Annotated in this window: 22 protein-coding genes and 1 pseudogene; 15 read left to right on the top strand and 8 right to left on the bottom strand. The window is 69.7% G+C overall.

Annotation, left to right across the window (positions count from 1 at the left end; genetic code table 11):
• The first annotated feature begins 32 nt into the window (after window positions 1-32).
• The gene (locus tag OG844_RS03380; RefSeq protein ID WP_406387996.1) at window positions 33-2,729 is read left to right on the top strand and encodes a SpoIIE family protein phosphatase; all 2,697 of its coding nucleotides are present in this window, start codon (window positions 33-35) and stop codon (window positions 2,727-2,729) included.
• Window positions 2,730-2,745: 16 nt separating this feature from the next.
• On the opposite strand, the gene OG844_RS03375 is transcribed toward OG844_RS03380, so the two are convergent.
• The 3 genes from OG844_RS03375 to OG844_RS03365 all read right to left on the bottom strand — a co-directional run bounded on the left by OG844_RS03375 (window position 2,746) and on the right by OG844_RS03365 (window position 6,032).
• Window positions 2,746-3,378, bottom strand: coding sequence for a class I SAM-dependent methyltransferase (locus OG844_RS03375; protein WP_406387994.1), 633 nt, complete (start codon window positions 3,376-3,378; stop codon window positions 2,746-2,748).
• A gap of 25 nt (window positions 3,379-3,403) precedes the next feature.
• On the bottom strand, window positions 3,404-4,189 hold the full coding sequence (locus OG844_RS03370) for an SAM-dependent methyltransferase (protein ID WP_406387993.1): 786 nt from the start codon (window positions 4,187-4,189) through the stop codon (window positions 3,404-3,406).
• A gap of 148 nt (window positions 4,190-4,337) precedes the next feature.
• Window positions 4,338-6,032, bottom strand: a complete 1,695-nt coding sequence (locus OG844_RS03365) for a lysyl oxidase family protein (protein ID WP_406387992.1) — start codon at window positions 6,030-6,032, stop codon at window positions 4,338-4,340.
• Between the two features lie 155 nt (window positions 6,033-6,187).
• Here OG844_RS03365 and OG844_RS03360 point away from each other — a divergent pair, with 155 nt between their 5' ends.
• From OG844_RS03360 to OG844_RS03325, 8 genes are all read left to right on the top strand, one after another.
• On the top strand, window positions 6,188-8,779 hold the full coding sequence (locus tag OG844_RS03360) for a SpoIIE family protein phosphatase (RefSeq protein WP_406387990.1): 2,592 nt from the start codon (window positions 6,188-6,190) through the stop codon (window positions 8,777-8,779).
• 22 nt (window positions 8,780-8,801) lie between these two features.
• Window positions 8,802-9,644, top strand: coding sequence for a PP2C family protein-serine/threonine phosphatase (locus tag OG844_RS03355; RefSeq protein ID WP_406387989.1), 843 nt, complete (start codon window positions 8,802-8,804; stop codon window positions 9,642-9,644).
• 160 nt (window positions 9,645-9,804) lie between these two features.
• Window positions 9,805-10,230, top strand: coding sequence for a DUF6221 family protein (locus OG844_RS03350; RefSeq protein WP_406387988.1), 426 nt, complete (start codon window positions 9,805-9,807; stop codon window positions 10,228-10,230).
• A gap of 717 nt (window positions 10,231-10,947) precedes the next feature.
• Window positions 10,948-11,499, top strand: a complete 552-nt coding sequence (locus OG844_RS03345; protein WP_406387986.1) for a lamin tail domain-containing protein — start codon at window positions 10,948-10,950, stop codon at window positions 11,497-11,499.
• Window positions 11,500-11,682: 183 nt separating this feature from the next.
• Window positions 11,683-12,180, top strand: coding sequence for a peptidylprolyl isomerase (locus OG844_RS03340; protein ID WP_406387984.1), 498 nt, complete (start codon window positions 11,683-11,685; stop codon window positions 12,178-12,180).
• A 162-nt stretch (window positions 12,181-12,342) separates the two neighbouring features.
• Window positions 12,343-12,963: a DUF6629 family protein gene (locus OG844_RS03335; RefSeq protein ID WP_406387982.1), complete on the top strand. Its 621-nt coding sequence runs from the start codon at window positions 12,343-12,345 to the stop codon at window positions 12,961-12,963.
• Between the two features lie 98 nt (window positions 12,964-13,061).
• The gene (locus OG844_RS03330) at window positions 13,062-13,856 is read left to right on the top strand and encodes an SDR family NAD(P)-dependent oxidoreductase (protein WP_406387981.1); all 795 of its coding nucleotides are present in this window, start codon (window positions 13,062-13,064) and stop codon (window positions 13,854-13,856) included.
• Window positions 13,857-13,882: 26 nt separating this feature from the next.
• Window positions 13,883-14,563, top strand: coding sequence for a ribonuclease H (locus tag OG844_RS03325; protein ID WP_406387979.1), 681 nt, complete (start codon window positions 13,883-13,885; stop codon window positions 14,561-14,563).
• 5 nt (window positions 14,564-14,568) lie between these two features.
• Here OG844_RS03325 and OG844_RS03320 read toward each other — a convergent pair whose 3' ends face one another.
• Window positions 14,569-15,027 carry an ATP-binding protein gene (locus OG844_RS03320; protein WP_406395985.1) on the bottom strand — a complete coding sequence of 153 codons (459 nt, stop codon included), beginning with the start codon at window positions 15,025-15,027 and terminating at the stop codon, window positions 14,569-14,571.
• A gap of 216 nt (window positions 15,028-15,243) precedes the next feature.
• Between OG844_RS03320 and OG844_RS03315 the strand changes: the two genes are divergently transcribed.
• From OG844_RS03315 to OG844_RS03300, 4 genes are all read left to right on the top strand, one after another.
• Window positions 15,244-16,083 carry a helix-turn-helix domain-containing protein gene (locus OG844_RS03315; RefSeq protein ID WP_406387977.1) on the top strand — a complete coding sequence of 280 codons (840 nt, stop codon included), beginning with the start codon at window positions 15,244-15,246 and terminating at the stop codon, window positions 16,081-16,083.
• Between the two features lie 255 nt (window positions 16,084-16,338).
• Window positions 16,339-16,680, top strand: a complete 342-nt coding sequence (locus OG844_RS03310) for a YkvA family protein (protein ID WP_406387976.1) — start codon at window positions 16,339-16,341, stop codon at window positions 16,678-16,680.
• Between the two features lie 27 nt (window positions 16,681-16,707).
• Entirely contained in the window at window positions 16,708-18,612 is a 1,905-nt protein-coding gene (locus tag OG844_RS03305; RefSeq protein ID WP_406387975.1) for a rhamnogalacturonan lyase, read from the top strand.
• A gap of 462 nt (window positions 18,613-19,074) precedes the next feature.
• Window positions 19,075-19,842: an RNA ligase family protein gene (locus tag OG844_RS03300; protein WP_406387973.1), complete on the top strand. Its 768-nt coding sequence runs from the start codon at window positions 19,075-19,077 to the stop codon at window positions 19,840-19,842.
• A gap of 748 nt (window positions 19,843-20,590) precedes the next feature.
• On the opposite strand, the gene OG844_RS03295 is transcribed toward OG844_RS03300, so the two are convergent.
• The 4 genes and pseudogenes from OG844_RS03295 to OG844_RS03280 form a co-directional block, all read right to left on the bottom strand.
• A complete protein-coding gene (locus OG844_RS03295) occupies window positions 20,591-21,247 on the bottom strand; it encodes a hypothetical protein (RefSeq protein ID WP_406387971.1) in 657 nt (218 codons plus the stop codon).
• A 154-nt stretch (window positions 21,248-21,401) separates the two neighbouring features.
• Window positions 21,402-21,542, bottom strand: a complete 141-nt coding sequence (locus OG844_RS03290; RefSeq protein ID WP_406396391.1) for a hypothetical protein — start codon at window positions 21,540-21,542, stop codon at window positions 21,402-21,404.
• The gene (locus OG844_RS03285; RefSeq protein ID WP_406395912.1) at window positions 21,539-21,772 is read right to left on the bottom strand and encodes a DoxX family protein; all 234 of its coding nucleotides are present in this window, start codon (window positions 21,770-21,772) and stop codon (window positions 21,539-21,541) included. The genes OG844_RS03290 and OG844_RS03285 overlap by 4 nt, the downstream gene beginning before the upstream one ends.
• A 187-nt stretch (window positions 21,773-21,959) precedes the next feature.
• Window positions 21,960-22,205, bottom strand: a pseudogene (locus tag OG844_RS03280) (nuclear transport factor 2 family protein); the annotation flags it as partial.
• Between the two features lie 209 nt (window positions 22,206-22,414).
• On the opposite strand from OG844_RS03280, the gene OG844_RS03275 reads away from it, so the two are divergent.
• Window positions 22,415-22,879, top strand: a complete 465-nt coding sequence (locus OG844_RS03275) for a LysR family transcriptional regulator (protein ID WP_406387970.1) — start codon at window positions 22,415-22,417, stop codon at window positions 22,877-22,879.
• Between the two features lie 111 nt (window positions 22,880-22,990).
• Window positions 22,991-23,797, top strand: coding sequence for a hypothetical protein (locus OG844_RS03270; protein WP_406387969.1), 807 nt, complete (start codon window positions 22,991-22,993; stop codon window positions 23,795-23,797).
• Window positions 23,798-23,886: the final 89 nt, after the last annotated feature.

The raw sequence follows: 23,886 nt of genomic DNA, 5'->3' as shown, positions 1-23,886 counted from the left end.
CCGGTCCATGCCGAGGGTGTAAAAAGGGGACCATGGCCGGACGCTACGGCCGCCCGCGTTCGTTTCTCAGAATGAGGACCGTCGCAGGTCAGGTCTTTCTCCTGCAGTTGGCGATCGTGGTGTTGCTCGTCGCTGCCGCCGTGGCCGCGCTCGTGCTGCAGTCCCGGTCCGACAGCGCACGGGAAGCCCGCAACCGCTCCGTCGCCGTCGCCGAGACCTTCGCGAACGCCCCGGGCATGGAAGCGGCCCTGGAGAGCCCGGACCCCAGCGCGGTGCTCCAGCCGAAGGCCGAGGCTGCCCGGAAGGGATCGGGAGTCGACTTCATCGTCGTACTGAACCTCGACTCGATCCGGTACACCCACCCGTTGCCCGACCGGATCGGAAAGAAGTTCGTCGGCGACGTGCAGCCCGCACTCGAGGGCCGCGTCGTCACCGAGAGGGTCAACGGGACGATCGGCCCTCTCGTGCAGGCCGTGGTGCCCGTCTTCGGCGCGAACGGCAAGGTCATCGGCATGGTGTCCGCGGGAATCACCATCGAGCGGGTGAGTGGCGTCGTCGAGAACCAGTTCCCCCTCCTTTTCGGCTCCGCCGCGGGGATCCTGCTCCTCACCATGGGCGGAACGGCGCTCGTCAGCAGACGGCTCCGGCGCCAGACCCACGGTCTCGGCCCGACCGAGATGACCCGGATGTACGAACACCACGACGCCGTCCTGCACGCCGTGCGGGAGGGCGTACTCATCGTCGGTGGGGACGGCCGGCTCCTGCTGGCCAACGACGAGGCACGACGGCTGCTCGGCCTGCCGGCGCAGGTGGAAGGGCGAGCGGTCACCGATCTGGGTCTCGACCCCCTCACCACCGATCTGCTGGCCTCGGGGCGCATCGCCACGGACGAGGTGCTCTCGGTGGGCAACCGGATTCTCGCGGTCAGCCAGCGCTCCACGGATCAGGACGGCGGCCCGCCGGGCAGCGTGACCACCCTGCGCGACACCACGGAACTGCAGGCACTCACGGGCAAGGCCGACGTGGCGCGGGGCAGGCTGAAACTGCTGTACGACGCCGGTACGGAGATCGGCACAGCCCTCGATGTCGTACGGACGTGCGAGGAACTGGCCGACTTCGCCACTGCCAGGTTCGCCGACTACGCGACCGTCGACGTGGCGGAGACCGTGCTGCGTGGCGAGGAGCCGACGGCGGCGCGTACGGTCGCCGACATGCGGCGCACGGCGCTCAGCGGTACCCGGCACGACACGGGGCTCTATCCGCTCGGGTCGGTCATCCGCTTCATGCCGAGCACCGCCATCGGCGCCGGCCTGCTCAGGGGCGAGGCGGTCATCGATACGAACCTGCCGGCCCTGTCGGGATGGCAGGAGCAGCATCCCGCACGGGCCGAGCGCCTCGTCGAGTGCGGTTTCCACTCGATGATCGCCGTTCCGCTGAGGGCCCGGGGCGTCATCCTCGGTGTGGCCATGTTCTGGCGTGCGCAGAGGCCCGAACGGTTCGAGGACGAGGATCTGTCCGTCGCCGAGGAACTCGTCGCCCGCGCCGCCGTGAGCATCGACAACGCCCGCCGCTACTCACGTGAGCACACCGTGGCGGTCACCCTGCAGCGCAGCCTGCTGCCCCGGGGCCTCCCCGACCAGACCGCCATCGACGCGGCCTACCGGTACCTGCCCGCGCAGGCCGGGGTCGGCGGGCTCGGCGGGGTGGGCGGGGACTGGTTCGACATCATTCCGCTGCCCGGCGCCCGGGTCGCACTCGTCGTCGGCGACGTCGTGGGCCACGGGCTCCACGCGGCCGCCACCATGGGACGGCTGCGCACCGCGGTCCACAACTTCTCCACGCTGGACCTTCCCCCCGACGAACTGCTCTGGCACCTGGACGAGCTGGTGGCCCGGATCGACCAGGACGAGACGGCCGACGGCTCCGCCGGGGGAGTCACCGGGGCCACCTGCCTCTACGCCATCTACGATCCGGTGTCCGGGCGCTGCACCATGGCACGGGCCGGCCACCTCCAGCCGGTGATCGTCCACCCGGACGGCGCCGCCGAGTTCGCCGATGTGCCCGGCGGGCCGCCACTGGGCCTCGGCGGCCTTCCGTTCGAGACACTGGACGTACAGCTGCCGGAGAACAGCCGGCTGGTGCTCTACACCGACGGGCTCGTCGAGGACCGGACCCGGGACATCGACGAAGGACTGGAACTCCTGCGCGGCACCCTCGCCGACTACGCCGGCCGGACACCCGAGGAGACCTGCGAGGCGGTCCTGCGCGTCATGGTTGCCGCACGTGCCCGCGACGACATCGCGCTGCTCGTCGGCCGCGCCCGCCGGCTCGCCGCGCAGGACGTGGCCGACTGGGAGGTGCCGTCCGACCCCGCAGAGGTGTCCCGCGTACGCGCCGAGGTGTCCCGCAAGCTGACGGAGTGGGACCTGGTCGAGGAGGCGTTCACGACCGAGCTGATCCTCAGCGAACTGGTCACCAACTCCATCCGTTACGCCACCGGGCCCATCCGCGTCAGGCTGGTCCGTGACCGCACCCTGATCTGCGAGGTCTCCGACCGCAGCAGCACCTCGCCCCATCTGCGGCAGGCGGCCACCACGGACGAGGGAGGCCGCGGGCTCTTCCTCGTCGCGCAGCTCGCGGAGCGGTGGGGCACGCGCTACACGGACGACGGCGGCAAGGTCATCTGGACGGAGCAGTTGCTGCCGCCCACCGCGCCGCCGGAACACTGAGCGGACCGCGCCGGCGTCAGCTCCGCAGGCAGTGCAGGAACATATGAGGCTCGGGTACCGCCCCGCCGTCGGCCGGCGTGAACACCGTGCGGTCCTCCCACTCAGCCGAGAGCCCCGCGCCGGACGCCAGAGCGGCGAAGGCCTCGGGGGAGAAGCTGCTCACCCGCACCTGCCGGCCCATGAAGACCGTGCTCACCTCCTGCACGTCCAAGGGAACCGTGGCCAGGACCATGCGGCCGCCGTGCCGCAGTGCTCCCGCCAGCCGGTGCACGAGGGCGGTCTGTTCCTCGCGCGACATCTGCAGGAGCGAGAAGTAGACGCAGATGGCATCGAAACTCTCCTTCTCCAGAGGGAGTTCACGAATGTCGGCGCAACGGAAGGATGCCTCGGGCACTTGGCGGGACGCCAGATCGACCATGACCGGCGACACATCGACCCCCAGCACCCGGTGCCCGGCGTCGGCCAGGGTCCGGGCGGTCGGAAGCCCGGTCCCGCTGCCGACGTCCAGGACGGTGCTGCCCGGTGCGAGCTGTCCGAGGAGCCGCGTCAGCGAGTCGCGGTGCGCGGCCGAACCGGCGAACGCACGCTCGTAGTCGGCGCCGATCGCGTCGAACGTCTCTGCCGCAGAGTCGTGGTGAAGGTCCGTCATGACGTGAATCCCTTCGGTGCCGGGTCTACGGGACGAGGGCGACGGCCACGTACAGACCGCTCTCCTCCGGTCGGGGAGCGGGCGTCCCGTGGTACCACTCGGGTGCCGTCACCACTCCGGGTTCGACCACATCGAGGCCCTCGAAGAAGCGCTCGAACTCCGTCCGGGTCCGCAGCGCGAGGCGGATGCCGCCCTTCCCGTACTCCTGCGTGCCCTGCTCGCCGCGCTCGGGGTTCACGTCCGAAGCGCCCTGGGACAGCACCACGAAGCTGCCCGGCGCCAACGAGGCCGTCAGGGTGCGCACGATGGCGTACGGGTCGTCGTCGTCGGGCAGGAAGTGGAGGAGGCCCAGGAGCGAGAGCGCGACGGGGCGGTCGAAGTCCAGGACCTTGCGGGCGGCCTCGATGATCGTGCCCGCCTCGCGCACATCGGCGTGGACGTAGTCCGTCGCCCCCTCCGGACGGCTGATCAGCAGGGCTTCCGCATGCCTCAGGACGATCGGGTCGTTGTCGCAGTAGACGACCCGCGAGGCCGGGTTGATCTCCTGGGCCGTCTGGTGCAGGTTCGGCGCCGTGGGGATCCCCGTACCGATGTCGAGGAACTGGTCGACGCCCTCGCCGGCCAGCCAGGCCGTCGCGCGGTTCATGAACGCGCGGTTCTGGAAGGCGCCGGTCTTCGCCTCGACCGGCAGATGCTCGGCCACCGCCTGGTCCACGGGGTAGTTGTCCTTGCCACCGAGGAGCGCGTCGTAGACACGCGCCGAATGGGGCCTGCTGGTGTCGATCGGGGGCTGAGGCGTCCCAGGCGTCATGGCGAGCTCCGTTGCAGATGGGGTGAACCGCTCCACCTGCGAAGTCTGCCACAACAACTCCACGACGATCAGCGGTTGTTGATGCTGTCCGGAGCGAACACCGGCTCCCGGGAGACGCTCCCGGGAGCCGGCTCGCCCATGGCCGCCGTCAGCCGGCGTTCACCAGACCGTGCGCCGGCACGGTCACCGTACGGGCGCCGGCACGGCCGCCCAGGACGACCTTGCGCAGCGCGCTGTTGTTGCCGAGGTTCGTCTCCTTGAGCCGCTTCTCGGGGTTGGCCAGTACCTGGATGTAGTACGTGCCGTTGGGCAGTCCGGTGATGTCGAACGACTGGCCGGGAAGATCCTGCGTGTAGGTGTCACCGGAGCCTACGTCGAGGACCTCCCGTACGGAGATCGAGTTCTCCTGGCCGCACGCGGTGGACAGATCGGTGTTGTCCGGGTGCCAGTTGGCGTTCTTCACCGTGTAGTCGACGGCGTCCGTGTTGGCCAGGCAGAAGGCCTCCTTGCCGCTTCGGACGGTCTCCTTCTTGTCGGCCTTGAGCAGCCGGTAGCTCGCGAAGTCCGTGAAGTGCCAGTGCTCATGACCCGGGCGGGGGTCCCACTCCATGGTGCCGGTCGGTGTGTAGCCGACCTGCTTGCCCGAGGAGTCGTAGAAGTACTGGTAGGCGTCCATCAGTGCCTTGCCCGGCGCCCGGAAGCCGTCCACCACCAACTGCGCGGGGCCCGCGTTCCACACATTGGCGCTGAACGCCAGGTAGTCCTTGCCCGGGGCGTCCGCGTCGCCCTCGGCGATGGTGATGCCGTACGCGGGCAGCGAACGGAGGTCGGGCTTGGGCACGTCCGGCACCGCGGCCCGGCCGGTCGGCCGCTTCGCGTTGGGGTGGGTGGCGGGCGACTGCCGGGAACCGTCCGTCCGCCCCGGCCCGTCACCTGCCTGCGCGGACCGGAGACTCGCCCGCTTGAGCGCCCAGGGCAGCGCCGCCGGCGCGGGCGCGTAAGGACCGTGGCCCACGTTGTACGAGGGACCCGCGCCGCTGGTGGCCGCGGCGGGCGCGGGCGTGCGCACGGCCGCATGGCCCGAGTGCCCTGCCGCGTGGGAGGCGTGGCCGCCGGCGGACCGGGCGCCCGCGTTCTCCTCCCAGCTGCGCTCGCGCACGGTCACCTTGACCGTCTGCGGCTTGTCGGCGATGCCGAACAGGTCGCGATAGGCCTTGGTCACCGACACCTTCGCGGTGTACTTCCCGGCGGGGAGGACGACCGGCGTCGAGGAGTAGCCCGCGTACGTGTTGGCCGCCCAGCCGTTCTCGACACCCCAGACCGAGCCGAGCGTGAAGGGATTCGCGGGACAGCTCTCGGGATACTTCGACGTGGCCGGTGCGTCGGGGCGGACCCGTCCCGACGCGTTGTTCGGGCAGAACGACTCCGTCTTGTTGACCACGGTCTTCCCCGCGGCGTTCGTGACGGTGACGCGGACGAAGTCCGTCAGCCCCGTGAAGTCCTTCACGAGCCCCTTGGGCAGGGCCCTGGTGCGGGTCTTCTTCCCCTGGCGGATGATCTGCGTGGCGACGACCGGGTCCTGGTAGGACGCGCGGGTCACCTTCAGTTCCAGAGGGGCCTTCGTGGCGGTGAGGTACGTACCGAGATCCAGGTAGACACCGGGTTCCTCCTTCCACGAGTCGAGCGTCACCGACGGCGAAGCAGCGATCAGACCGAGCTCCGGCACGGGCTGTGCCTTCTTGGCGTCCGGTGCCGCGGCGGCGACGCCGGCTATCACGGTGATCGCCGCGGCGGCGGCGACGGAGGGCCGCCACAGCCGGCTGCGGGGGGTTCTGGTGGTCATCGTTCCTCGATTTCCGAGTGCCCGGTGGGCAGTGGAGGATCTTTTCCTGGGAGAGCCGAGGAAGGGCCCCCGAGGTTGTCCGGCGGCGCAGGAGTCACGCATCGTTGGCCGAAAGCCGGTCGTACGGTGTGGAATGAGACGTTGTCCTGCCGTTTATGACTCGAACGCCCAGGACGTGTGTTACGCGGGCGCGGGCCCCGGGGATCGTGCGGGCGGACCGCACACCCGGCCCGGTGCCCGGCGACAGCGCGGGGCATGGAGGTGCCGGTGGTGAGGGGGTGGCGCATGCTGGTGGTGTGACCTGGAGACCCGATGTCGGCCGGGCACCGGGCGGCCCGTCTCTGGTGCTCGCCCAGGCTGTCGTCAGTGCGATCGAGGCCGTCGGCGGGTACGCCGGCGGCATCTACCTGCGCTCCCGCACTCCGGGACTGCTGCTGATGGCGGTCCTCGCCGGGCTTCCTGCCCCCCTGATGCGCCCCTGGTGGCGCATGCATGTGAACCGTCCCTTCCCGGTGGCCGAGGCGTACCGCTCGGGCAGGCCCGTGTACCTCGGCGACGCCGAGGACGCCATGCGGCGCTTTCCGCAGCTCATGGCGGGTCTGCCGTTCCCCTTCGGGTCGCTGTACGTACCCGTCAGGAGCGGGCGCACCATCGTCGGTGTGCTCGTCGTGCTGCGCTACGCCACCCGCGGGGAACCGGTCGGCGGGGCCGACCGCAACAGGCTGCAGGGCATCGCGGAACATCTCGGCGCCGACATCGCGGAGCTGGAGAGGGGCGGGCACCGGGCCGAGTGGGAAGGCGACCCCATGACCGTCCGGCTGCCCGCGGAAACCGCGCAGCCGATGCGGGTCGGCCACTTCGACTGGGACCTGGCTACCGGCGCGGTCACCGCGGACGACGAGGCGTGCCTGATCCTCGGCACCGAGCCCGCGGACCTCCCCCCGCACACCGTGGAAGCGCTGACCGCCCGGCTGCTGCCGGAGGACGTGTGCGGACTGTGGACCCTGGGCAGCCGGGCCGCACGGTCGGCACAGCCGCACGTACGCCGGATGCGGCTGCGCGGCCCCGACGGCCGGTCGCTCCTGCTCGAGCTCTCGGGCCACGGGCCCCGCGCCGGGCAAGCACACCATCTGACCGGTGTCCTGCTCGACCCGGGTGCCGAGCCCGTCGTCCCGGAGGCGGCCGACCGGTTCCCGCGCGGCGTGCTCTCCCACGACCGGCTCGGACGGATCACGTACGTCAACCGGCTCGGGGAGGACATCCTCGGGCACAGTCGGGCGGAGCTGGTCGGCCGGCTCCTGTGGGACGCGTTGCCCTGGCTCGCGCACCCCGCTTACGAGGACCACCACCGGGCGGCCCTCTTCTCCGACGCCCCCGTGCACTTCCGCGCCAAACGCACCCCGACCGAATGGCTGTCCGTGGCGATGTACCCGGGCCGCGACGGGGTCACGGTCACCGTCATCCCCGCGCCGCAGCCCGACTACGCGCCGCACTCCGTCGGCACACCGGGTGCGGGCCTCGGCTCCGCCGCCGACCGCGCAACCGTCCTGTACCGTCCGGTCGCCCTGGCCATCGCGCTGACGGAGGCCGTCACGGCCCGGCAGGTGTCCGCCGTGGTCACGGAGGAACTGCTGCCCGCCTTCGGCGGCAGACAGCTGGCCATCTACCTGCAGAACGAGGGGCGCCTCTACCTGGCATGGGAGACGGGTTTCCCGAAGGGCTTCCTTGACCGCTTCGACGGCGTCGGGCTCGACGCCCACATCCCGGGCGTGGACACGCTCACGACCGGCCGGCCGCTGTTCTTCGAGTCCATGGAGAAGCTGGCGGCCTCCTACCCCGGCATCCCCATGGACACGAGCGTCGGCGCCCGCGCCTTCCTGCCGCTCATCGCCTCCGGGCGGCCGGTCGGTTCGTGCATCCTCGGCTTCGACCAGCCGCGGGGCTTCAGCCCCGAGGAGCGCACCGTGCTCACCGCCCTGGCCGGGCTCATCGCCCAGGCGCTCCAACGGGCCCAGCGCTACGACACCGAGGCCGCCCTGGCGCGCGGACTGCAGGACGCCCTGCTGCCGCACCGGCTGCCCGTGGTCGAAGGCGTCGACACCGTCGGGCGCTACCTCTCCGGCACCCAGGGCATGGAGGTGGGCGGAGACTGGTACGACGTCATCGAGACCGGCAGCGGGCTGGCCCTGGTCATCGGGGACGTACAGGGGCACGGTGTCGCAGCAGCCGCGACCATGGGTCAACTGCGCAGCGCGGTAAGGGCGTTCTCCCTGAGTGGGCACGACCCCCAGGAGATCATGAGCGCCACCAACCGGCTGCTCATCGACCTCGATCCGGGCCAGTTCGCCAGTTGCTGCTACGTCGTCCTCGACCCCGGCACCGGCTTCACCCAGGCCGTACGGGCGGGCCACCCCCAGCCCGTACTGCGCCACCCCGACGGGCGGACCGAGGTCCTGGACCTCCCGGGCGGCGTCGTGCTCGGCGTCGACCCCGAGGCGTCGTATCCGGTGACCGAACTGCACCTCACCCCGGGCGCCGTGCTCGCCCTGTTCACCGACGGACTCGTGGAGAAGTCGGGAGAGGACATCGACGAGGGTATCGAGCGCCTGCGCAGCACCCTCGCCGAGGTGAGCCACGCGCCCCTCGCCGAGATGGCGGACCGGGTCATCGGGCAGGCGATCCAGGACGAGGACCGGCCCGACGACATCGCGCTCCTGCTGGCCGCCTGCGGGGTGTCGCCCGGCTGACCGGGCCGGATAGGTTCGCCCGATGAGTACGGAGCGCGCACGAACCGTGCGGGGCGTGACGACCCCGGGATGTGCCGAATGCGGCGGCACGGTCGCCCCCGACGGCCACTGCTGGGACTGCGGTGCGGCGCAGCCGGCGTTCCGGTCGCACGTGGAGATCACGGCGGACACCGGCGCGGCGGCGGTCAGCGACCGCGGCAGACGGCGCGCGATCAACGCGGACGCCATGGTGCTGACCACGGCCGACCGGTGGACGATCGGGGTGGTCTGCGACGGCGTGTCGATGTCACCGCGCTCCGAGCGGGCCGCGAAGGTCGCGGCCGACGTCGGAGCGAGGTGGCTGACGACGCGTCTGAGCGCCGGAGACCTGCCGGAGACCGCCCTCGACCACGCCGCCGTCCGCGCGGCGCACGCGGTTGCGGCGCTGGCCGTGTCGAGGGACGCCGCTCCGGCCTGCACCTATGTCGCGGGCATCGCCGGCCCGCAGGGCATCTGGAGTTCCTGGATCGGCGACAGCCGCGCCTACTGGCTTCCGGACGAGGGGCCGGGAACGGCGCTGACCGAGGACGACACCGGTGAGCACGAGGCGCTCTCCGCCTGGCTGGGGGCGGATGCGGGGGAACCGGCGCCTCAGGTGCGGAGCTACCGGCCGTCGGTGCCCGGCCGCCTCCTGTTGTGCACCGACGGGCTGTGGCGGTACCTGCCCGACGCCGAGGCGCTGCGGTCGGCGCTGCCCCACCGGCGACGCGGGGCGTCGGCCCGGGGCGACGGCCTGATCGAGGACGCGCGGTCCCTGGTGGACTTCGCCCTCGACGCGGGAGGGCACGACAACGTCACCGCACTGCTGATTCCCGTCGGCACCTGACGCGCCCGTGTCCGTCATACGGACGTGACCCGGGGCGGACCACGGAAGGTACGCGCTCGTGAGGCATCCTCTGCTGGTTGGGTAGAACGGGCCCGGAGCGGCGGACGCACGTCGGTGCGCAGCCGGCACGTGCCTGTGACGGCGAGGGATTTGGAACAAGATGGCAGAGAACTCGGACCTGTTGGCCTTCGTGCGGGCGCGCCTTTCCGAGGAGGAGCGCACCGCGCAGGAAGCCGGCGGTGAGAGCTGGCGGTGCCCTGCGGAGGCACCCGGCGAGGTGCATGACCGCACCAGCGGTATCGCGTTCGTCGTACGGAACCGTGGCTACGACCGGCACATCGCGCTGCAGGACCCCGCGCGCACGCTGCGCCGCATCGAGACGAACAGGGTCCTGCTGGACGAGTACGAGGAGATCGCGTCCATGGACACGGACCGCCCGGGCCAGGACTTCGCCTCCGGCCGTGCCGTGGGGCTGGGTTTCGTCGTCAGACAGATGGCCGCAGAGTACGCGGGGCACCCCGACTACCGGGTGAAGTGGCTGCCCAGGTACTCGCATTGGGGCCCGCCCGCTGCGCCCGGGGCATGACCGCCCGGTGCGCGACCGGTCCGGGCGTCACCGGTCGGGACTGACGACTCGGCCCGGGAACGGCGCCGAATGAGTACGGGGGAGCGGCCGGCCTGAGTACGTTGCCCGATCTCGCGGCGGGCCGCCGCTGATCGAATGGGAACCATGCTCCCCGACGCGCCGCGGCGCCCCCGCATCCAGAACCTGACGAGTGCCGGTACGGCCCTGGCCGTGACCCTGCTCCCGCTGGCTGCCGGCGTGCTGCTGGCCAGGACGATGGCGCTCGATCCGATGACCTCCGTCAACGCGATGGTCACCAGCGGTGGACAGCGGGCCCGCATCGGGCCGGCTGGCTGGGCACTGAACGCTCGAACGCGTGAGCTTCTTTCCAGGCGTAATGGAACTCCTGTCCAGGAAAGCGCTGTCGCTTTCGTTACGCGATGCGTACGTGCCGGGCGGGGGTGCGCGGGGAGCGGAGTGAGGCGTGACGGGGGCGCTGTAATCAGGGAATCGGCCCGCTGAAAGGGTCGGTGCAATGATCAACGGTTGACAGGTATACGACCGACGGGATCGGTGTCGAATGCAGTCGTGTGTGACAGAAATGTCCGTACTTTGTCACACGAACCAGGGCATCTTCCGGCCACAGCGAAAGCGGGACAAAGTTTGCGTTCCCGGCAGTACGCCGGGGCCGAACAACGCCCGGTACTCCGTTCCGGGCCTGCATGATGAGGGGTTCCCATGTCCCGTTCCGCACGACGGATCACCGCCACCGTTCTCGCCTCCGGCGCACTGCTCGCCGCAGCGGCACTCCCTGCCAGCGCCGATGGCCGGGACCACGGCCACAACAGGCCGGCCCAGCGCTCGGCTGTCGTCCTGGGCGAGATCCAGCACGACGCCCCCGGCCGGGACAACGCGTCCAACCGCAGCCTGAACGCGGAGTGGGTCACCGTAACCAATACGGGACGCCGTGCCGTCAACCTCCGTGGCTGGACGCTCACGGACGAGAGCCGCCGCACCTACCGCTTCGACCTCCGCCTGCCCGGCCGCTCCTCCGTCCGGGTCCACACCGGCGTGGGCCGGGACACGAGGCACGACGTGTACCAGGACCGCCGCCAGCAGGTGTGGGACTCCAGGGACACCGCGACCCTGCGCGACAACCGTGGCCACAAGGTCGACTCCAAGTCCTGGGGCCGGCACCACGGTGGCGGTAACAACGGTGGGGGCCACCACAACGGTGGAGGCAACCACAACGGTGGCGGTCACCACAACGGTGGTGGCGGCAACCGCTGATCCGACGGCTTGAAACGCGGCGTACCACGGCTTCGGGGCCGTGGTACGCCGTAGTTCGTTCACCGGCGACAGCAGAGGGCGAGCGGCGTCGGACGGGGGGAGCGGCCCGCATCCGGCGGGTGGCGAGCCGCGCCGGGCGGGGGCTGTGCATCGGGAGGTGACCGGCAATGTCAGGATGGCCCCATGACCATCAAGGCGTATTTCGACATCACCATCGACAACGAGCCCGCCGGGCGGATCGTGTTCAACCTGTTCGACGACGTGGCGCCCAAGACCGCGGAGAACTTCCGCGCCCTGGCCACCGGCGAGAAAGGCTACGGCTACGCCGGTTCGCCGTTCCACCGTGTCATCCCCGACTTCATGCTGCAGGGTGGCGACTTCACCCGGGGCGACGGCACCGGTGGCAAGAGCATCTACGGCGAGAAGTTCGCCGACGAGAACTTCACCCTGAAGCACAACAAGCCGGGTCTGCTCTCGATGGCCAACGCGGGCCCGAACAGCAACGGTTCGCAGTTCTTCATCACCACCGTCCTCACCCCGTGGCTGGACGGCAAGCACGTGGTGTTCGGTGAGGTCGCCGACGAGCCCAGCATGGAGCTGGTCCGCAAGATCGAGTCCTACGGCTCGTCGTCCGGCCGGACCAAGGCCCAGATCGCGGTCTCCGCGTCCGGGGTCCTCTGACACTCGCAACGGGGCTCCCGGCCGCGCCTCCCGCGGGCCGGGGCCCCGCACGCATCCGGTGACGACGGGGCGTCCGCCGTGTCGGCCCGATCGCGGGCCCGCGGAACCGTAGCGTGGCGCGGGCAACCGCCGACGCGTGCGGTTCCGGACCGGAGTGGCGCCATGTGCTGGAGTGCGACCGCCGATCTCGTCGCGGGCGCGGGAGTCGCCGCGATCGGGGTGGCCTGCGTCGCGCGACCGCTACGGGCCCGCGACCTGCCGCTCGCCTCGCTGCCGCTGCTGCTCGGGGCGCACCAGATCGTCGAATCGGTCATCTGGCGTTCCGGAGGCGGCAGCGGGACCGCCACCCTCGTCTGGGCCGTCATCGCGCTTCCCCTGCTGGCACTCTGGGTGCCGCTGGGAGTGCTGTGCGCGGCGCCGCCCACGCCACGTCGCCGTCTCCCGGTTCCCCTCGCGGCCGGCATCGTGACCGCCGCGGCCCTGTCGTACAGCCTGACCACTCGCCCCGTCGCCGCCGACATCCGCGGCCACACGCTCGGCTACGTCCTCGACCTGGCCCTGCCGGAACTGCTCGTGGCGGGATACCTGCTCGCCACCGTCGGGTCCCTGCTGCTCTCGGGTGACCGGTGGCTCGTGCTGCTGGGCGTCCTGGTCGCCGTGGGTGCGGCGGTCTGCGTCGCGCTGTGGCAGACGGAATTCATCTCCACCTGGTGCGCCCTCGCGGCGGTGTGCTCGGTCGTGCTTCTCGGATGGGCACGGCGGCGCCCGGCCGCCGGGGGCTGATACCGCGCCGCCGCGCCCCGGAAGGCGTCCTGGTGCGAGGGGTGCCAGGGTGGAGACGGCCCCCGTACACCGTGGACGGGAGACGGAAGGAGCACAAGGTGCGCATCGATCTTGCCGGCAGGACCGCGGTCGTCACCGGCTCCTCACAGGGCATCGGTCTCGCCATCGCCACCGGGCTCGCCGACGCGGGGGCGCGCGTCGTCCTCACCGGTCGTGGCCTGAACCGTCTGGAGACGGCGGCGGACGTCCTGCGCGGCACCGTGCCGGACGCGACGGTCCTCACGCTCGCCTGCGACCTGACCACCGAGCAGGGAGCGGCCGAACTCCACGAGGCCGTGCCGGCCGCCGACATCCTCGTCAACAACCTCGGCATCTTCGGTGCCAGGCCGTCCCTGGAGATCACCGACGAGGAGTGGCGCACCTACTTCGACACCAATGTCCTCAGCGCCGTACGGCTGATCCGCAGTTATCTGCCCGGAATGGTCGAGCGGGGCTGGGGGCGGGTGCAGAACATCGCGAGCGATTCCGCCGTCGTGATCCCCGCGGAGATGATGCATTACGGGATGACGAAGACCGCGCTGCTGGCGGTCTCCCGGGGCTTCGCCAAGGAGGCCGCGGGCACCGGGGTGACCGTGAACTCGGTGATCGCCGGCCCGACGCACACCGGTGGGGTCGAGGACTTCGTCTACGAACTGGTGGACAGGGACCTGTCGTGGGACGAGGCCCAGCGCGAGTTCATGCGGCTGCACCGCCCGCAGTCCCTGCTGCAGCGGCTGATCGAGCCGGAGGAGATCGCGCACATGGTCGTCTACCTCAGCTCCCCGCAGGCATCGGCCACCACGGGTGCCGCGGTGCGGGTCGACGGCGGCTACATCGACTCGATCGTGCCCTGAGCCCCTGTGCTGGCATGATCAAGGGCATGAACGAGAGCATCATCGCCGCGTGTGACGGGGCATCCAAAGGAAATCCGGGACCGGCCGCCTGGGCATGGGTCGTGGCGGATTCCGAGGGCAGCCCGCGGAGGTGGGAGGCCGGTCCGCTGGGTACCGCCACCAACAACGTCGCGGAGCTCACCGCACTGCGGGAGCTGTTGAGGTCCACCGATCCGGCCGTGCCGGTCGAGGTGCGCATGGACTCCCAGTACGCGATGAACGCGGTGACCAAGTGGCTGCCGGGCTGGAAGCGCAACGGCTGGAAGACATCGGCGGGCAAGCCGGTCGCCAACCGCGAGCTGGTGGTCGGCATCGACGCGCTGCTCGGTGGCCGGAGTGTGAGCTTTCGCTACGTGCCCGCGCATCAGGTGAACGGTGATCTGCTCAACGCGCTCGCCGATCAGGCCGCGAGCGAGGCCGCTGTATCGCAGCAGCCTGCGGGAACAGCGCACGGTTCCGCCGGACTGCCGGTGCCGGCTCCGGCCCGCTCGACGAAGGGCCGGACCTCGGGTGCGGGCACCGAGGGAGCTTCCTCACGTCCCTCCGCGACGATCCGGGCGAAGTTCTCGGGCCGCTGCCACTGCGGAAAGCCGTATGCGGCGAAGGACTTGATCGCGAAGAACCCGAGGGGCTGGGGCCACCCGGAATGCCGGACGCCTGTCGCCTGAGCGGTTCAGACGTCGGCCCAGACGAGCCGACTGGACAGGCTGGTGCGCGTTCCCCATCGTGTCGCCAGCGCGTCCACGAGCATCAGCCCCCGGCCGTCCTCGGCGAGGGAGTCGATATCCGTGATGTCGGGGCCGTCGACGGCCCCGGCAAGGTCCCCGTGGTCCGCGTCGGCCCGGCCTCCTGGGCCATGGGGTCCGTCCCCGGGCGAGCGCGACAGCTCGGGGCGGCGCGGCGTCGGGCCGTGGGAGCCGTGCGAAGCCGACTTCGCGTCCATGGGCCGCGTCGGAGCCGGCACACGGGCCCGGCCGCGGTTCCACACGCAGATCCGCACCCCGCCGGGGGAACGCAGGAGCCTGCAGCGGACCCGTCGGCCCGAGGTGTGCTGCACCGCGTTCGCGACCAGCTCGGTCACGACCAGGGCGGCTGCTTCGACCCGGTCGTCAGGCTCTCCCCACTCCCGCATCGCCTCCTGGACACGGTGGCGCGCCTGAGGTACCCCCTCGGGAAGACGGGGGATCCACCAGCTCTGTGCGCTCCTCCCGCTCGGGTCCTCCGGAGCGAGGCGCGAGCGGGTGTCTATTTCCGGCATGTATGTACTCTCGGCGCAAAGTGCATACTTTGCAAGTGACAGAATGTTCGGGTTTCTCTGTTTCGGAGCCCTCGCGAGGAAGGCGGGCGCATGAGGCCCCGATCCGGTCCCACGGTCGAGCACCGTGTCCTCGCGGCACGCCTGCGGATACTGCGGGAACGCGCGGGCGTCAGCCTGCAGGCGGCCGCCCGGGCCCTCGACGCGCATCCGGCCACGGTGCGCCGCATCGAACGCGCCGAGACCGGGCTGGACGCCCGCCAGGTCCGGGCCCTGCTGGACCGCTACGAGGTTCCCGAGGCGGAGGCGGAATCGATCATCACGGGCCTGGGGGCCGCGAACCTGCCCGGATGGTGGCACCGCTGGCGGGACGCGATGGAGCCGTGGCGGCAGGAGGTCATCGGCCTCGAGTCCTCGGCCTCACTCGTCCGGACCTGGCATCCCGCGCTGGTCCCCGAACTGCTGCGCACTCCGGCCTACGCGGCTGCCCTGGACCGGACCCTGTACCCCGCAGACACCGGGGCGCGGCGCACCCGGCGCCTCGAACTGCTGGAGGAGCGCCAGCGGCGCCTGGAGGGCCGCGGCGCGGCCCTGTGGGCCCTGATCCCGGCCGCGGCGCTGTATACCCGGGTGGGCGGTCCCGAGGTGATGACCGAGCAGTGGGCGGTACTCGCCGAAGCAGCACACCGGCCGCACCTCACCGTGCAGGTGATGCCCCTCGACTCCCCGCCGCACCCCATGACCGCCGTCCCGCCGCTGCACCTCCTGCGGGTGTCCGCTCCCGAGATCGGCGACCGGGCGATTCTCGAGGCCCCGGGGGGCCGGGTGGACATCATCGACGAGCCGGGTGCGGTGACGGACTTCCGCATCAGGCTGGACGCCGCCTGCGCGGCGGCTCCACACCCGGGAACCCCCCTGCCGGCGGTCCGATGAGGGCGGCCGGGCCGGCGCGCAGGGTCTCCTCTGGTTTCGGACCCCCCGATGCCGGTCACCCGCGCTGTGCGGGCCCGCCACTGTCCGGCACAACCTCTTAGGACGATCCGTAACAGAGGAGAAGAACTCATGGACGATTGGCCCATGAATGAGACAGGCAAGCTGTGCGCCCCGGAACGACGCACCCGCACTCGGGCCGGGAGCGGGCTCGCCGGATCCGAAGGCTCCGGCCTTCGGACGGGTGGACGATAGGTCATGGACACCTCCGTCTGGCTCGTTCTCGGCGGGCTCGTCGCCCTGCTCGCGGCGGGCGTCGCCGCCGTTCTCCTGGTACGGGTGTTCCGGGCCAGGAAGCTGCTCCTCGATGCGGGAATCCCGCTGCGCAACAAGGCGCTGATGTGGGCCGCGGTGATCTACACGGTGTCGCCCGTAGACCTGCTGCCGGATCCCGTGTACCTCGACGACATCGGCTTCCTGCTGCTGGCCCTGCGTTCACTGCACACCGCCGCGAACGCCGCCGGGCTGGGGACGCGGAGCGGAAAACGGGCCGGTGAAGCGGCAACCTTTCGGCGTCCGGGAGCAACTGACGTGACGTAAGCCATCCCCGGCCAGAAGGTGCGTACCGTGGACCCTCTGCTCCCCCACCCCGATCCCCGCTCCCACCGCAGGCGACGCCGGATCACCCGTAACCGGGCACTGCTCGGCTCGCTGACGGCAGGCCTGCTCGCCGCTGCCGGACTGGTCGCCCTCGGCCCCACCTCGCACGCCGCCGCCGCCCGGCAGGCCGAGGCACTCGACCGCGGCGTCGTCAGCGTGCACACCGACAGCGGCAACCTCATCAGCTGGCGCTGGCTGGGCACCGACCCCGACGGCGTGTCCTTCAACGTCTACCGGGCCGGAACGAAGGTCAACGCCTCGCCCGTCACCGCCTCGACCAACTACTTCCACTCGGGCGCACCCGCCACCGCCGACTACACGGTGCGGGCAGTCGTCAACGGGACGGAGCAGGGCGACTCGGTCAACGCGATCCAGTTCCGCGCCGGGTACAAGGACGTGCCCATCAGCCCGCCCGCGGGCGGCACGACACCCGACGGGGTCGCCTACACCTACGAGGCCAACGACGCGTCCGTCGGTGACCTGGACGGCGACGGCGCCCTCGACTTCGTACTGAAATGGCAGCCCACCAACGCCAAGGACAACTCGCAGTCCGGCTATACGGGCAACACGATCATCGACGGGATCCGGCTCGACGGCACCCGGCTCTGGCGCGTCGACCTCGGACGCAACATCCGCTCCGGCGCGCACTACACCCAGTTCCAGGTGTACGACTACGACGGCGACGGCCAGGCCGAAGTGGCGACGAAGACGGCCGACGGCAGCGTCGACGGAACCGGCAAGGTGATCGGCAGCTCCTCCGCCGACTACCGCAACTCCTCCGGATACGTCCTGTCCGGACCCGAGTTCCTGACGATGTTCAACGGCAGGACCGGCGCTGCCATGGGCACCGTCGACTACGTTCCCGCACGCGGCACGGTGTCCTCCTGGGGTGACTCGTACGGCAACCGGGTCGACCGCTTCCTCGCCGGCACCGCTTACCTGGACGGGGCCAGACCCTCCCTGATCATGGCGCGCGGCTACTACACGCGCAGCGTCATCGCCGCCTGGGACTGGCGGGGCGGCGCCTTCACCCGGCGCTGGACCTTCGACACCAACAGCTCGACCAACGTGGGCAAGGGGTACGACGGTCAGGGCAACCACCAGTTGTCGGTCGCCGACGTCGATGCCGACGGCAAGGACGAAATCGTGTACGGGGCCATGGCCGTGGACGACAACGGGAGCGGCCTGTGGACGACGAAGAACGGCCACGGCGACGCCATGCACGTAGGCGACCTCGACCCCTCCCGGGCGGGACTGGAGGAGTTCAAGGTCGACGAGGACAGCTCGAAGCCGTCCTCATGGATGGCGGAGGCGAAGACGGGCAAGATCCTCTGGTCCACCCCGGCGAGCGGCGACAACGGCCGCGGGGTGTCCGGTGACATCTGGTCAGGCAGCCCCGGCGCCGAGTCCTGGTCCTCCGCCGTCTCCGGGGTGCGCAACCCGCAGGGCACCGTGGTCACCAGCCGGAAGCCGTCCAGCTCGAACTTCCTGTCCTGGTGGGACGGCGACACGACCCGAGAACTCCTCGACGGCACCCACATCGACAAGTACGGCACCTCGGCCGACACACGCCAGCTGACCGGTGCCTCGGTCCACAGCAACAACGGCACCAAGGCCACGCCGACGATCTCCGGCGACATCTTCGGCGACTGGCGCGAGGAAGTCGTCTGGCCGACGACCAACAACACGGCGCTGCGGATCTACTCGACGCCGTACGAGACCGGCACCAGGATCACCACGCTGCTCCACGACACCATGTACCGCACCGCGCTGGCCTGGCAGAACACCGCGTACAACCAGCCGCCGCACCCCAGCTTCGCCATCGGCAGCGGCATGGCCACCGCACCGCGGCCGACGATCACCACACCCTAGCCGGGGAATCGTCGGACTGCCGCTCACGAATCGGCGACTGCGAGTGATCCACTTGCAGTCGCCGTTTCGATGGCTGGACGCCTCTGGGGAGGACTCCCGGGGAGATCTGATGGGAGCCGATGCAACTCCATGTCCGCCCGGCATCTCCGGATCATCCGTACACAGACCTGATCCAGTGAGCCGTCGCTGAGTCCTCTCGCGAGGCCGGACACACGAGCAGTGAGGCGGAGACGAGGGCGTCTCGTAGCTGCTCGGCCACGTCGCACAATGCGCACCACCTGCCGCGGCCGCCCCGTCAAGATCCGCATCGCGCGGAATTGACGAGCAGTCCCACGTCCAGCAGTGGAAGATGTCCCTCGGCCGGCACACGTGGGAGCACCCCGGAGAAGAGCAGGTCAAAGCCAGCCTGTTCGCCCGGCGCAGCGCCCGGATCAAGAAGACTTGCCCACCAAGGAGTCCCGCATGAGCGACGGCATCGATCTTGCCGCCCTGAACTCGGCAACCAAGTACCCGTCCATCCCGACCTATCACGTGCTCGGTGAGCGTGGCGCTCTCACCGAAGACGCCACCCCGTTCGTCGGCGATGTGGTTCTCACGGAAAAGGTCGACGGAACGAACGCGCGCATCATCCAACTTCCAGGCGCGGACTGGTTCATCGGAAGCCGCGAGGAGCTTCTTGCCGCCCGGGGCGACCGGGTGACCAACCCGGCGCTGGGGATCGTCGGGGCGTTGCGCACCGTCGCCGAAGGCCTCGCCGCGAGGGACGGCATCAACGTCTTCTACCTGGAGGTGTACGGGGCGAAGGTGGGTGCTGCGGCGAAGCAGTACACCGGGACAGGGCAGGTCGGGTACCGGTTGTTCGACGTGGCGACGGTGCCGCTGGAGGTTCTGGGCTGGCCGGTCGAGCGCATATCCGCATGGCGCGAGGGGGGTGGGCAATCGTTCCTCACCGAGGACGCCTTGACTCTCGCCGCCGACATGGAAGGCATCCCGCTCACCCCCCGCCTCGACGTCATGGCGCCGGAAAGCCTGCCGACCAGTGTCGACGGGATGAGCGCCTGGCTCAACGCCAGTTGGCCGCAGACGCTGGTAGCGCTGGACAGCCAGGCTACGGGCCGTGCGGAAGGCGTGGTGCTCCGTACCGCCGACCGCTCGGTGATCGCGAAGGCGCGGTTCGAGGACTACGCGCGGACCCTGAAGCGCCGTACCCGGATGGCCCGTACTCTCTGACCGTCATGCCCCACTGCCCTGCTGGGCATCGGCGTGTCCGGGCGACCGAACAGGCGCGTTCTCGCCGGGAGCGAGCTTCACCGCGGCGATCTGGTCCTCGTCGACACCGAGTTCGGCGGCCTGCCTGTCTTCGTGTAGGTCCTCCTCGTTGCCGCGTTCATCGGGCTCTGGGTCGCCACCGCAGGGCAGCGCGCGAAGGAGCGGGCTGCCGAACAGCCCCGCCCGGACAGACCGTGGCGCAACGCGACACCGACGAGACGTAGGGGGCACGTCCATGGAGAACGAGCGGCCCCCCGCAGCCCGTCAGCAGCACACCCATGCAATCCGCTCAGGGGACGGCGGCTGCAGGGGTGTTCCTCGCAGTCGCCGAATCCATGCTCGTGACAGTAAATCGAAGCGCTGGTCCCGCCTTCACCGGCTAGAGTGAGGCCACAACTTCAAGCACCTCCCGGTGTGCAGGCCGCGGTTACTTCTTTTGGGTAGAACCACTTCGGTGGGCGGGGATCGAACCCCGCAGAGCCGCAGCCGTCTTGATCTCGGGACGCACAGCGTCGGGGGTGCCCGGTGCGCAGGCAGGGGATACTTCCACTCTTAATGGGGCGGTCGCGGGTTCGAATCCCGTCGGAGGCTCACGGCTTCCGTAGCTCAGTGGTAGAGCACCTTGTTCCCCAGCCGATTTGATCTCGGGCACCCCAAACGCTGCGATCCCCTCCATGTGAGGGGGTCAGCCGGCCGCCGAAGGCATTGCCTACGGGCAGCTCTCCTCGTACTTCACCGCGGTGAACTCGACGGGCTGACCGTTCAGGGCCGCTCCCGGGGCCGGCGACTGGGTGCACACCTGCCAGTTGCTCTCCAGTAGGACCATGCGGTCCTGCGCCGCGTCCGTCGTTGTGATCGACGTACCCGAGTCCAGAGCGCCACGAGCTGCCTTGACGGACTTGCCGACCAGGTTCGGCATCTTCCCGTCGGCCACCTCAGGCGCCTCGGCGTCGTCGGCGGGGCAGGTCTCCTCGAGCTTCACCGCACCGAAGTCCAACTCGATGTCGGTGGACACCGTCTTCCCCGCCTTGACGCTCTGGGAGCAGACCTTCCAGTTCCGGTCGAGTGCCTGCAGCCTGTCGCGGCCCGCACTGTCGTGGGACGTCAGCAGGGGGAAACCCTCGGCCTGGGCTTTGTCCTGCGCCGACTGCAGGCCCATTCCGACGAAGTTCGGCACGACCTTGGACGCGGGCGGCTTGTCCGCCTTCTCGGACGGCGGTGCAGCAGGGGCGTCGGTGGAGGACTCGGAGGCGGCAGGCGCTGGGGGCTTCGGATCCGTAGTGGCAGGGTCGCAGCCGACCAACGTCACGGCCGCGAGACAAGCGAGGGCAGCGGTGAGTGCGCGGGTGTTCAAGTCGTCCCCCAAGGGTGGTTCGTGGAGGCATGACCGTAGCGGTGCGGTATGCGACAAGGGGGCGGGATATTTCGGTAGTGACGGAGTTGTGACCGAATGGCCGGTAGGGGTGAGGTCCCGTCCGTCAGTTGTCAGGCCGTGGTCGTTCCATGTCGCGGGGCGCCACTCAGGCGGCGAGGTGCCCCCACGCGATGAAGGCCGCGAGCAGGAGATAGACCGAGTTCACCATCACGAGCTTGAACTGGCCGAGGCGGCCATGGGTGACCATCGCGCCGACCATCAGAAGGATCCAGCACAGTGCGGTCACCGGCACCATGACCGGTGCGATGTCCAGAGCACGGCCGGAAGAATCAGGCCCACCGCGGCGAGCAGTTCGAGGATCCCGGGAGTCTTCAAGAAACCGGCGCCGACGTCTCTGGTCCACTCGCCGCCGTGCTGCGCGGCCAACTTCTCCTTGAGGACCAACGTCTTGGTGATGCCGCCGAGCAGGGCAACGGCGGCCAGCAGTCCGGCAGCGATCCACAGTGCGAGGTCCACGAGGTACTCCTTGTACGGGGTGATCGTCCGGTTCGGGGTTCGGTGGTGCGGGTGTCCAGGGCCGGGGAGATGCGGGCAGTGGCGCGCCCGTCAGAGGGGCGGAGTCCACGTACCGGATCTCGTAAACGCGTTCGCTGAACCTCCAGCCGTCCGAGGTGCGCTGGTAGCGGTCGTGGTACAGGGCGTAGTTCAGGTGCGAAGCGCCATCGCGCATCTGCCCGAACTCCTGGATGCAGGCGCGACCGGTCGCGGTGTCACCGTCCAGCCGGATGACGCCCGGGTGAACGTTCTGTACGAAGAACTCCCAGAGTCCTTGCCCCCACTCGACTCCGGCGCGGATCTGCTCCCGGCCGGCGAACTCCTTTTCGATGTGCGGCCATCGCATGACGCCGCGAGGTGTGAACAGCAGTGCAACGTGGTCGAAGTGACGCATCATCACCGCGTCGGTGAGCTCGGCGCGCAGCGCCTCGATCTCGACGCGATCGGCGATCAACTGCATATCGCACATCGGTTTCCCCTGCCTCATCGATGCGTACGGAAGGCATGTGCCGTCTGTCCGGTGGCGGTGTACTCAGCATCGATGCAGGTCAGCGGTGGATCAATGTAAAGTTCGCGCAGAGATTCATAACAGGGGGGTTATCCATGGAGCTGCGCGACATCGAGATCTTCCTGGCGTTGGCCGAGGAACTGCACTTCGGCCGCACCGCCGAACGGCTCCACGTGTCCCAGGCCCGCGTCAGTCAGGCCATCGGCAGACAGGAACGACGCCTCGGTGTGACCCTGTTCGATCGCACCAGTCGGCGCGTGAGCCTGACTCCCGTCGGCCGACGCCTCCGTGAAGACCTCCAGCAGGCCTTCGACCTCCTCCAGGCGGGACTGGCCCGCGCCGAAGCGGCCTCCCTGGGTGCCGGCCACACCCTGAGGCTGGGTGTCTTCGGCCATGCCGGACACGAACTACGCCCGCTCATCGACGCGTTCTTCGCTCGCACGCCGTTCGGTTTTCCCTGCGCGATGGAACTTGCCGGCCAGTGGGAGGCTCTCGTGCCGGCCCGGGGGTTCTGGCAGGGCATGTCGAGTCGAAGCGGATTCCCGGCCTTGTCGCGCTGATCAGCCGTGGTGGCCAGACGCAAGTCGAAGCGATCGGGACGGTGCGTCATGACGGCTCCGGTCGTGCATTGCTATGGCAGACAGCAACGATGATGCACCACAATCGCGTACATGAGTGTTGAGCTTGTAGTTGCGTTGTCGTCCGCCCTCGTCGCGCTCTCAACGGCCGGAATGAGTGCATGGTGGGCAAGGCGACAATCCCTGCTGGCGGCAGAACTTGACCAGCAGTCAGCGGAGCGGCTGCGGCAGGCGAATCGACTGGACGCGATGAGTCGATATCGCGATCCGCTCCTATGGTCAGCCTTTGACCTGCAGACCCGTATCTATAACCTGGCGGGCGGTGCATCACCAACCGGAATCCGATTCCTCGCCCAATTCCACGAGGGTGGTTCACCCCGGCAGCGTCGATATTCCCTCTACAGCACGCTGCACAGAGTGGCTGAGTACATGGGTTGGGTAGAGATCATGCGCACGCACATTCAGTTCCTGGACCTTGGGACCCATGAAGACAATCGCGTCATCATGAACCATATCTTCACCATCTCATCCGTTTTCACCTCGGGCGACTACGAAGATGAGCACCTGCGAATATTCCGCAGCGATCAACGAGCGCTCGGTGAACTGATGATTCGCCGTGAAGGTGACGCTGTCGATTGCATCGGATATGCCGAGTTCTGCGCCCGAATGGAGCAAGATGATACGTTCCAAGCCTGGTTCGAAGAACTTTCCCAGAGCTTGCAGGAACTCGCGGGCCACGATGGGCCATTGCCGCGACTCCTGGATCTGCGCGATGCCCTGCTGGCATTGATCAACCACTTGGATCCGAAGCACGAGCGCTTCCCCGCGAGATTCAAGAGCTCGCTTCCACCAGATGTCCAGGCCCGAGCCGACTCCCGCAGCGGCACCGGTGACTCGTAGGACACCTTCTTCTCCCAGCCGTTGCCCTGCGCCCTTCGGTTGCTGTGCCGAAGTTGCCCTGGGCCAGGGCCCCAGCAGAGTCGTGCGCG

It is taken from the genome of Streptomyces sp. NBC_00887 (assembly GCF_045207585.1).
The sequence above is the reverse complement of the archived record's forward strand: the minus strand, read 5'-3'. Positions and strand labels throughout refer to the sequence as shown.

Bases quoted from the DNA above. Each gene is read 5' to 3' on its own strand.
- OG844_RS03380 (WP_406387996.1), top strand. From the start codon at position 33: ATGGCCGGACGCTACGGCCGCCCGCGTTCGTTTCTCAGAATGAGGACC.
- OG844_RS03375 (WP_406387994.1), bottom strand. From the start codon at position 3,378: ATGACGGACCTTCACCACGACTCTGCGGCAGAGACGTTCGACGCGATC.
- OG844_RS03370 (WP_406387993.1), bottom strand. From the start codon at position 4,189: ATGACGCCTGGGACGCCTCAGCCCCCGATCGACACCAGCAGGCCCCAT.
- OG844_RS03365 (WP_406387992.1), bottom strand. From the start codon at position 6,032: ATGACCACCAGAACCCCCCGCAGCCGGCTGTGGCGGCCCTCCGTCGCC.
- OG844_RS03360 (WP_406387990.1), top strand. From the start codon at position 6,188: ATGACTCGAACGCCCAGGACGTGTGTTACGCGGGCGCGGGCCCCGGGG.
- OG844_RS03355 (WP_406387989.1), top strand. From the start codon at position 8,802: ATGAGTACGGAGCGCGCACGAACCGTGCGGGGCGTGACGACCCCGGGA.
- OG844_RS03350 (WP_406387988.1), top strand. From the start codon at position 9,805: ATGGCAGAGAACTCGGACCTGTTGGCCTTCGTGCGGGCGCGCCTTTCC.
- OG844_RS03345 (WP_406387986.1), top strand. From the start codon at position 10,948: ATGTCCCGTTCCGCACGACGGATCACCGCCACCGTTCTCGCCTCCGGC.
- OG844_RS03340 (WP_406387984.1), top strand. From the start codon at position 11,683: ATGACCATCAAGGCGTATTTCGACATCACCATCGACAACGAGCCCGCC.
- OG844_RS03335 (WP_406387982.1), top strand. From the start codon at position 12,343: ATGTGCTGGAGTGCGACCGCCGATCTCGTCGCGGGCGCGGGAGTCGCC.
- OG844_RS03325 (WP_406387979.1), top strand. From the start codon at position 13,883: ATGAACGAGAGCATCATCGCCGCGTGTGACGGGGCATCCAAAGGAAAT.
- OG844_RS03320 (WP_406395985.1), bottom strand. From the start codon at position 15,027: ATGCGGGAGTGGGGAGAGCCTGACGACCGGGTCGAAGCAGCCGCCCTG.
- OG844_RS03315 (WP_406387977.1), top strand. From the start codon at position 15,244: ATGAGGCCCCGATCCGGTCCCACGGTCGAGCACCGTGTCCTCGCGGCA.
- OG844_RS03310 (WP_406387976.1), top strand. From the start codon at position 16,339: ATGGACACCTCCGTCTGGCTCGTTCTCGGCGGGCTCGTCGCCCTGCTC.
- OG844_RS03300 (WP_406387973.1), top strand. From the start codon at position 19,075: ATGAGCGACGGCATCGATCTTGCCGCCCTGAACTCGGCAACCAAGTAC.
- OG844_RS03275 (WP_406387970.1), top strand. From the start codon at position 22,415: ATGGAGCTGCGCGACATCGAGATCTTCCTGGCGTTGGCCGAGGAACTG.
- OG844_RS03270 (WP_406387969.1), top strand. From the start codon at position 22,991: ATGAGTGTTGAGCTTGTAGTTGCGTTGTCGTCCGCCCTCGTCGCGCTC.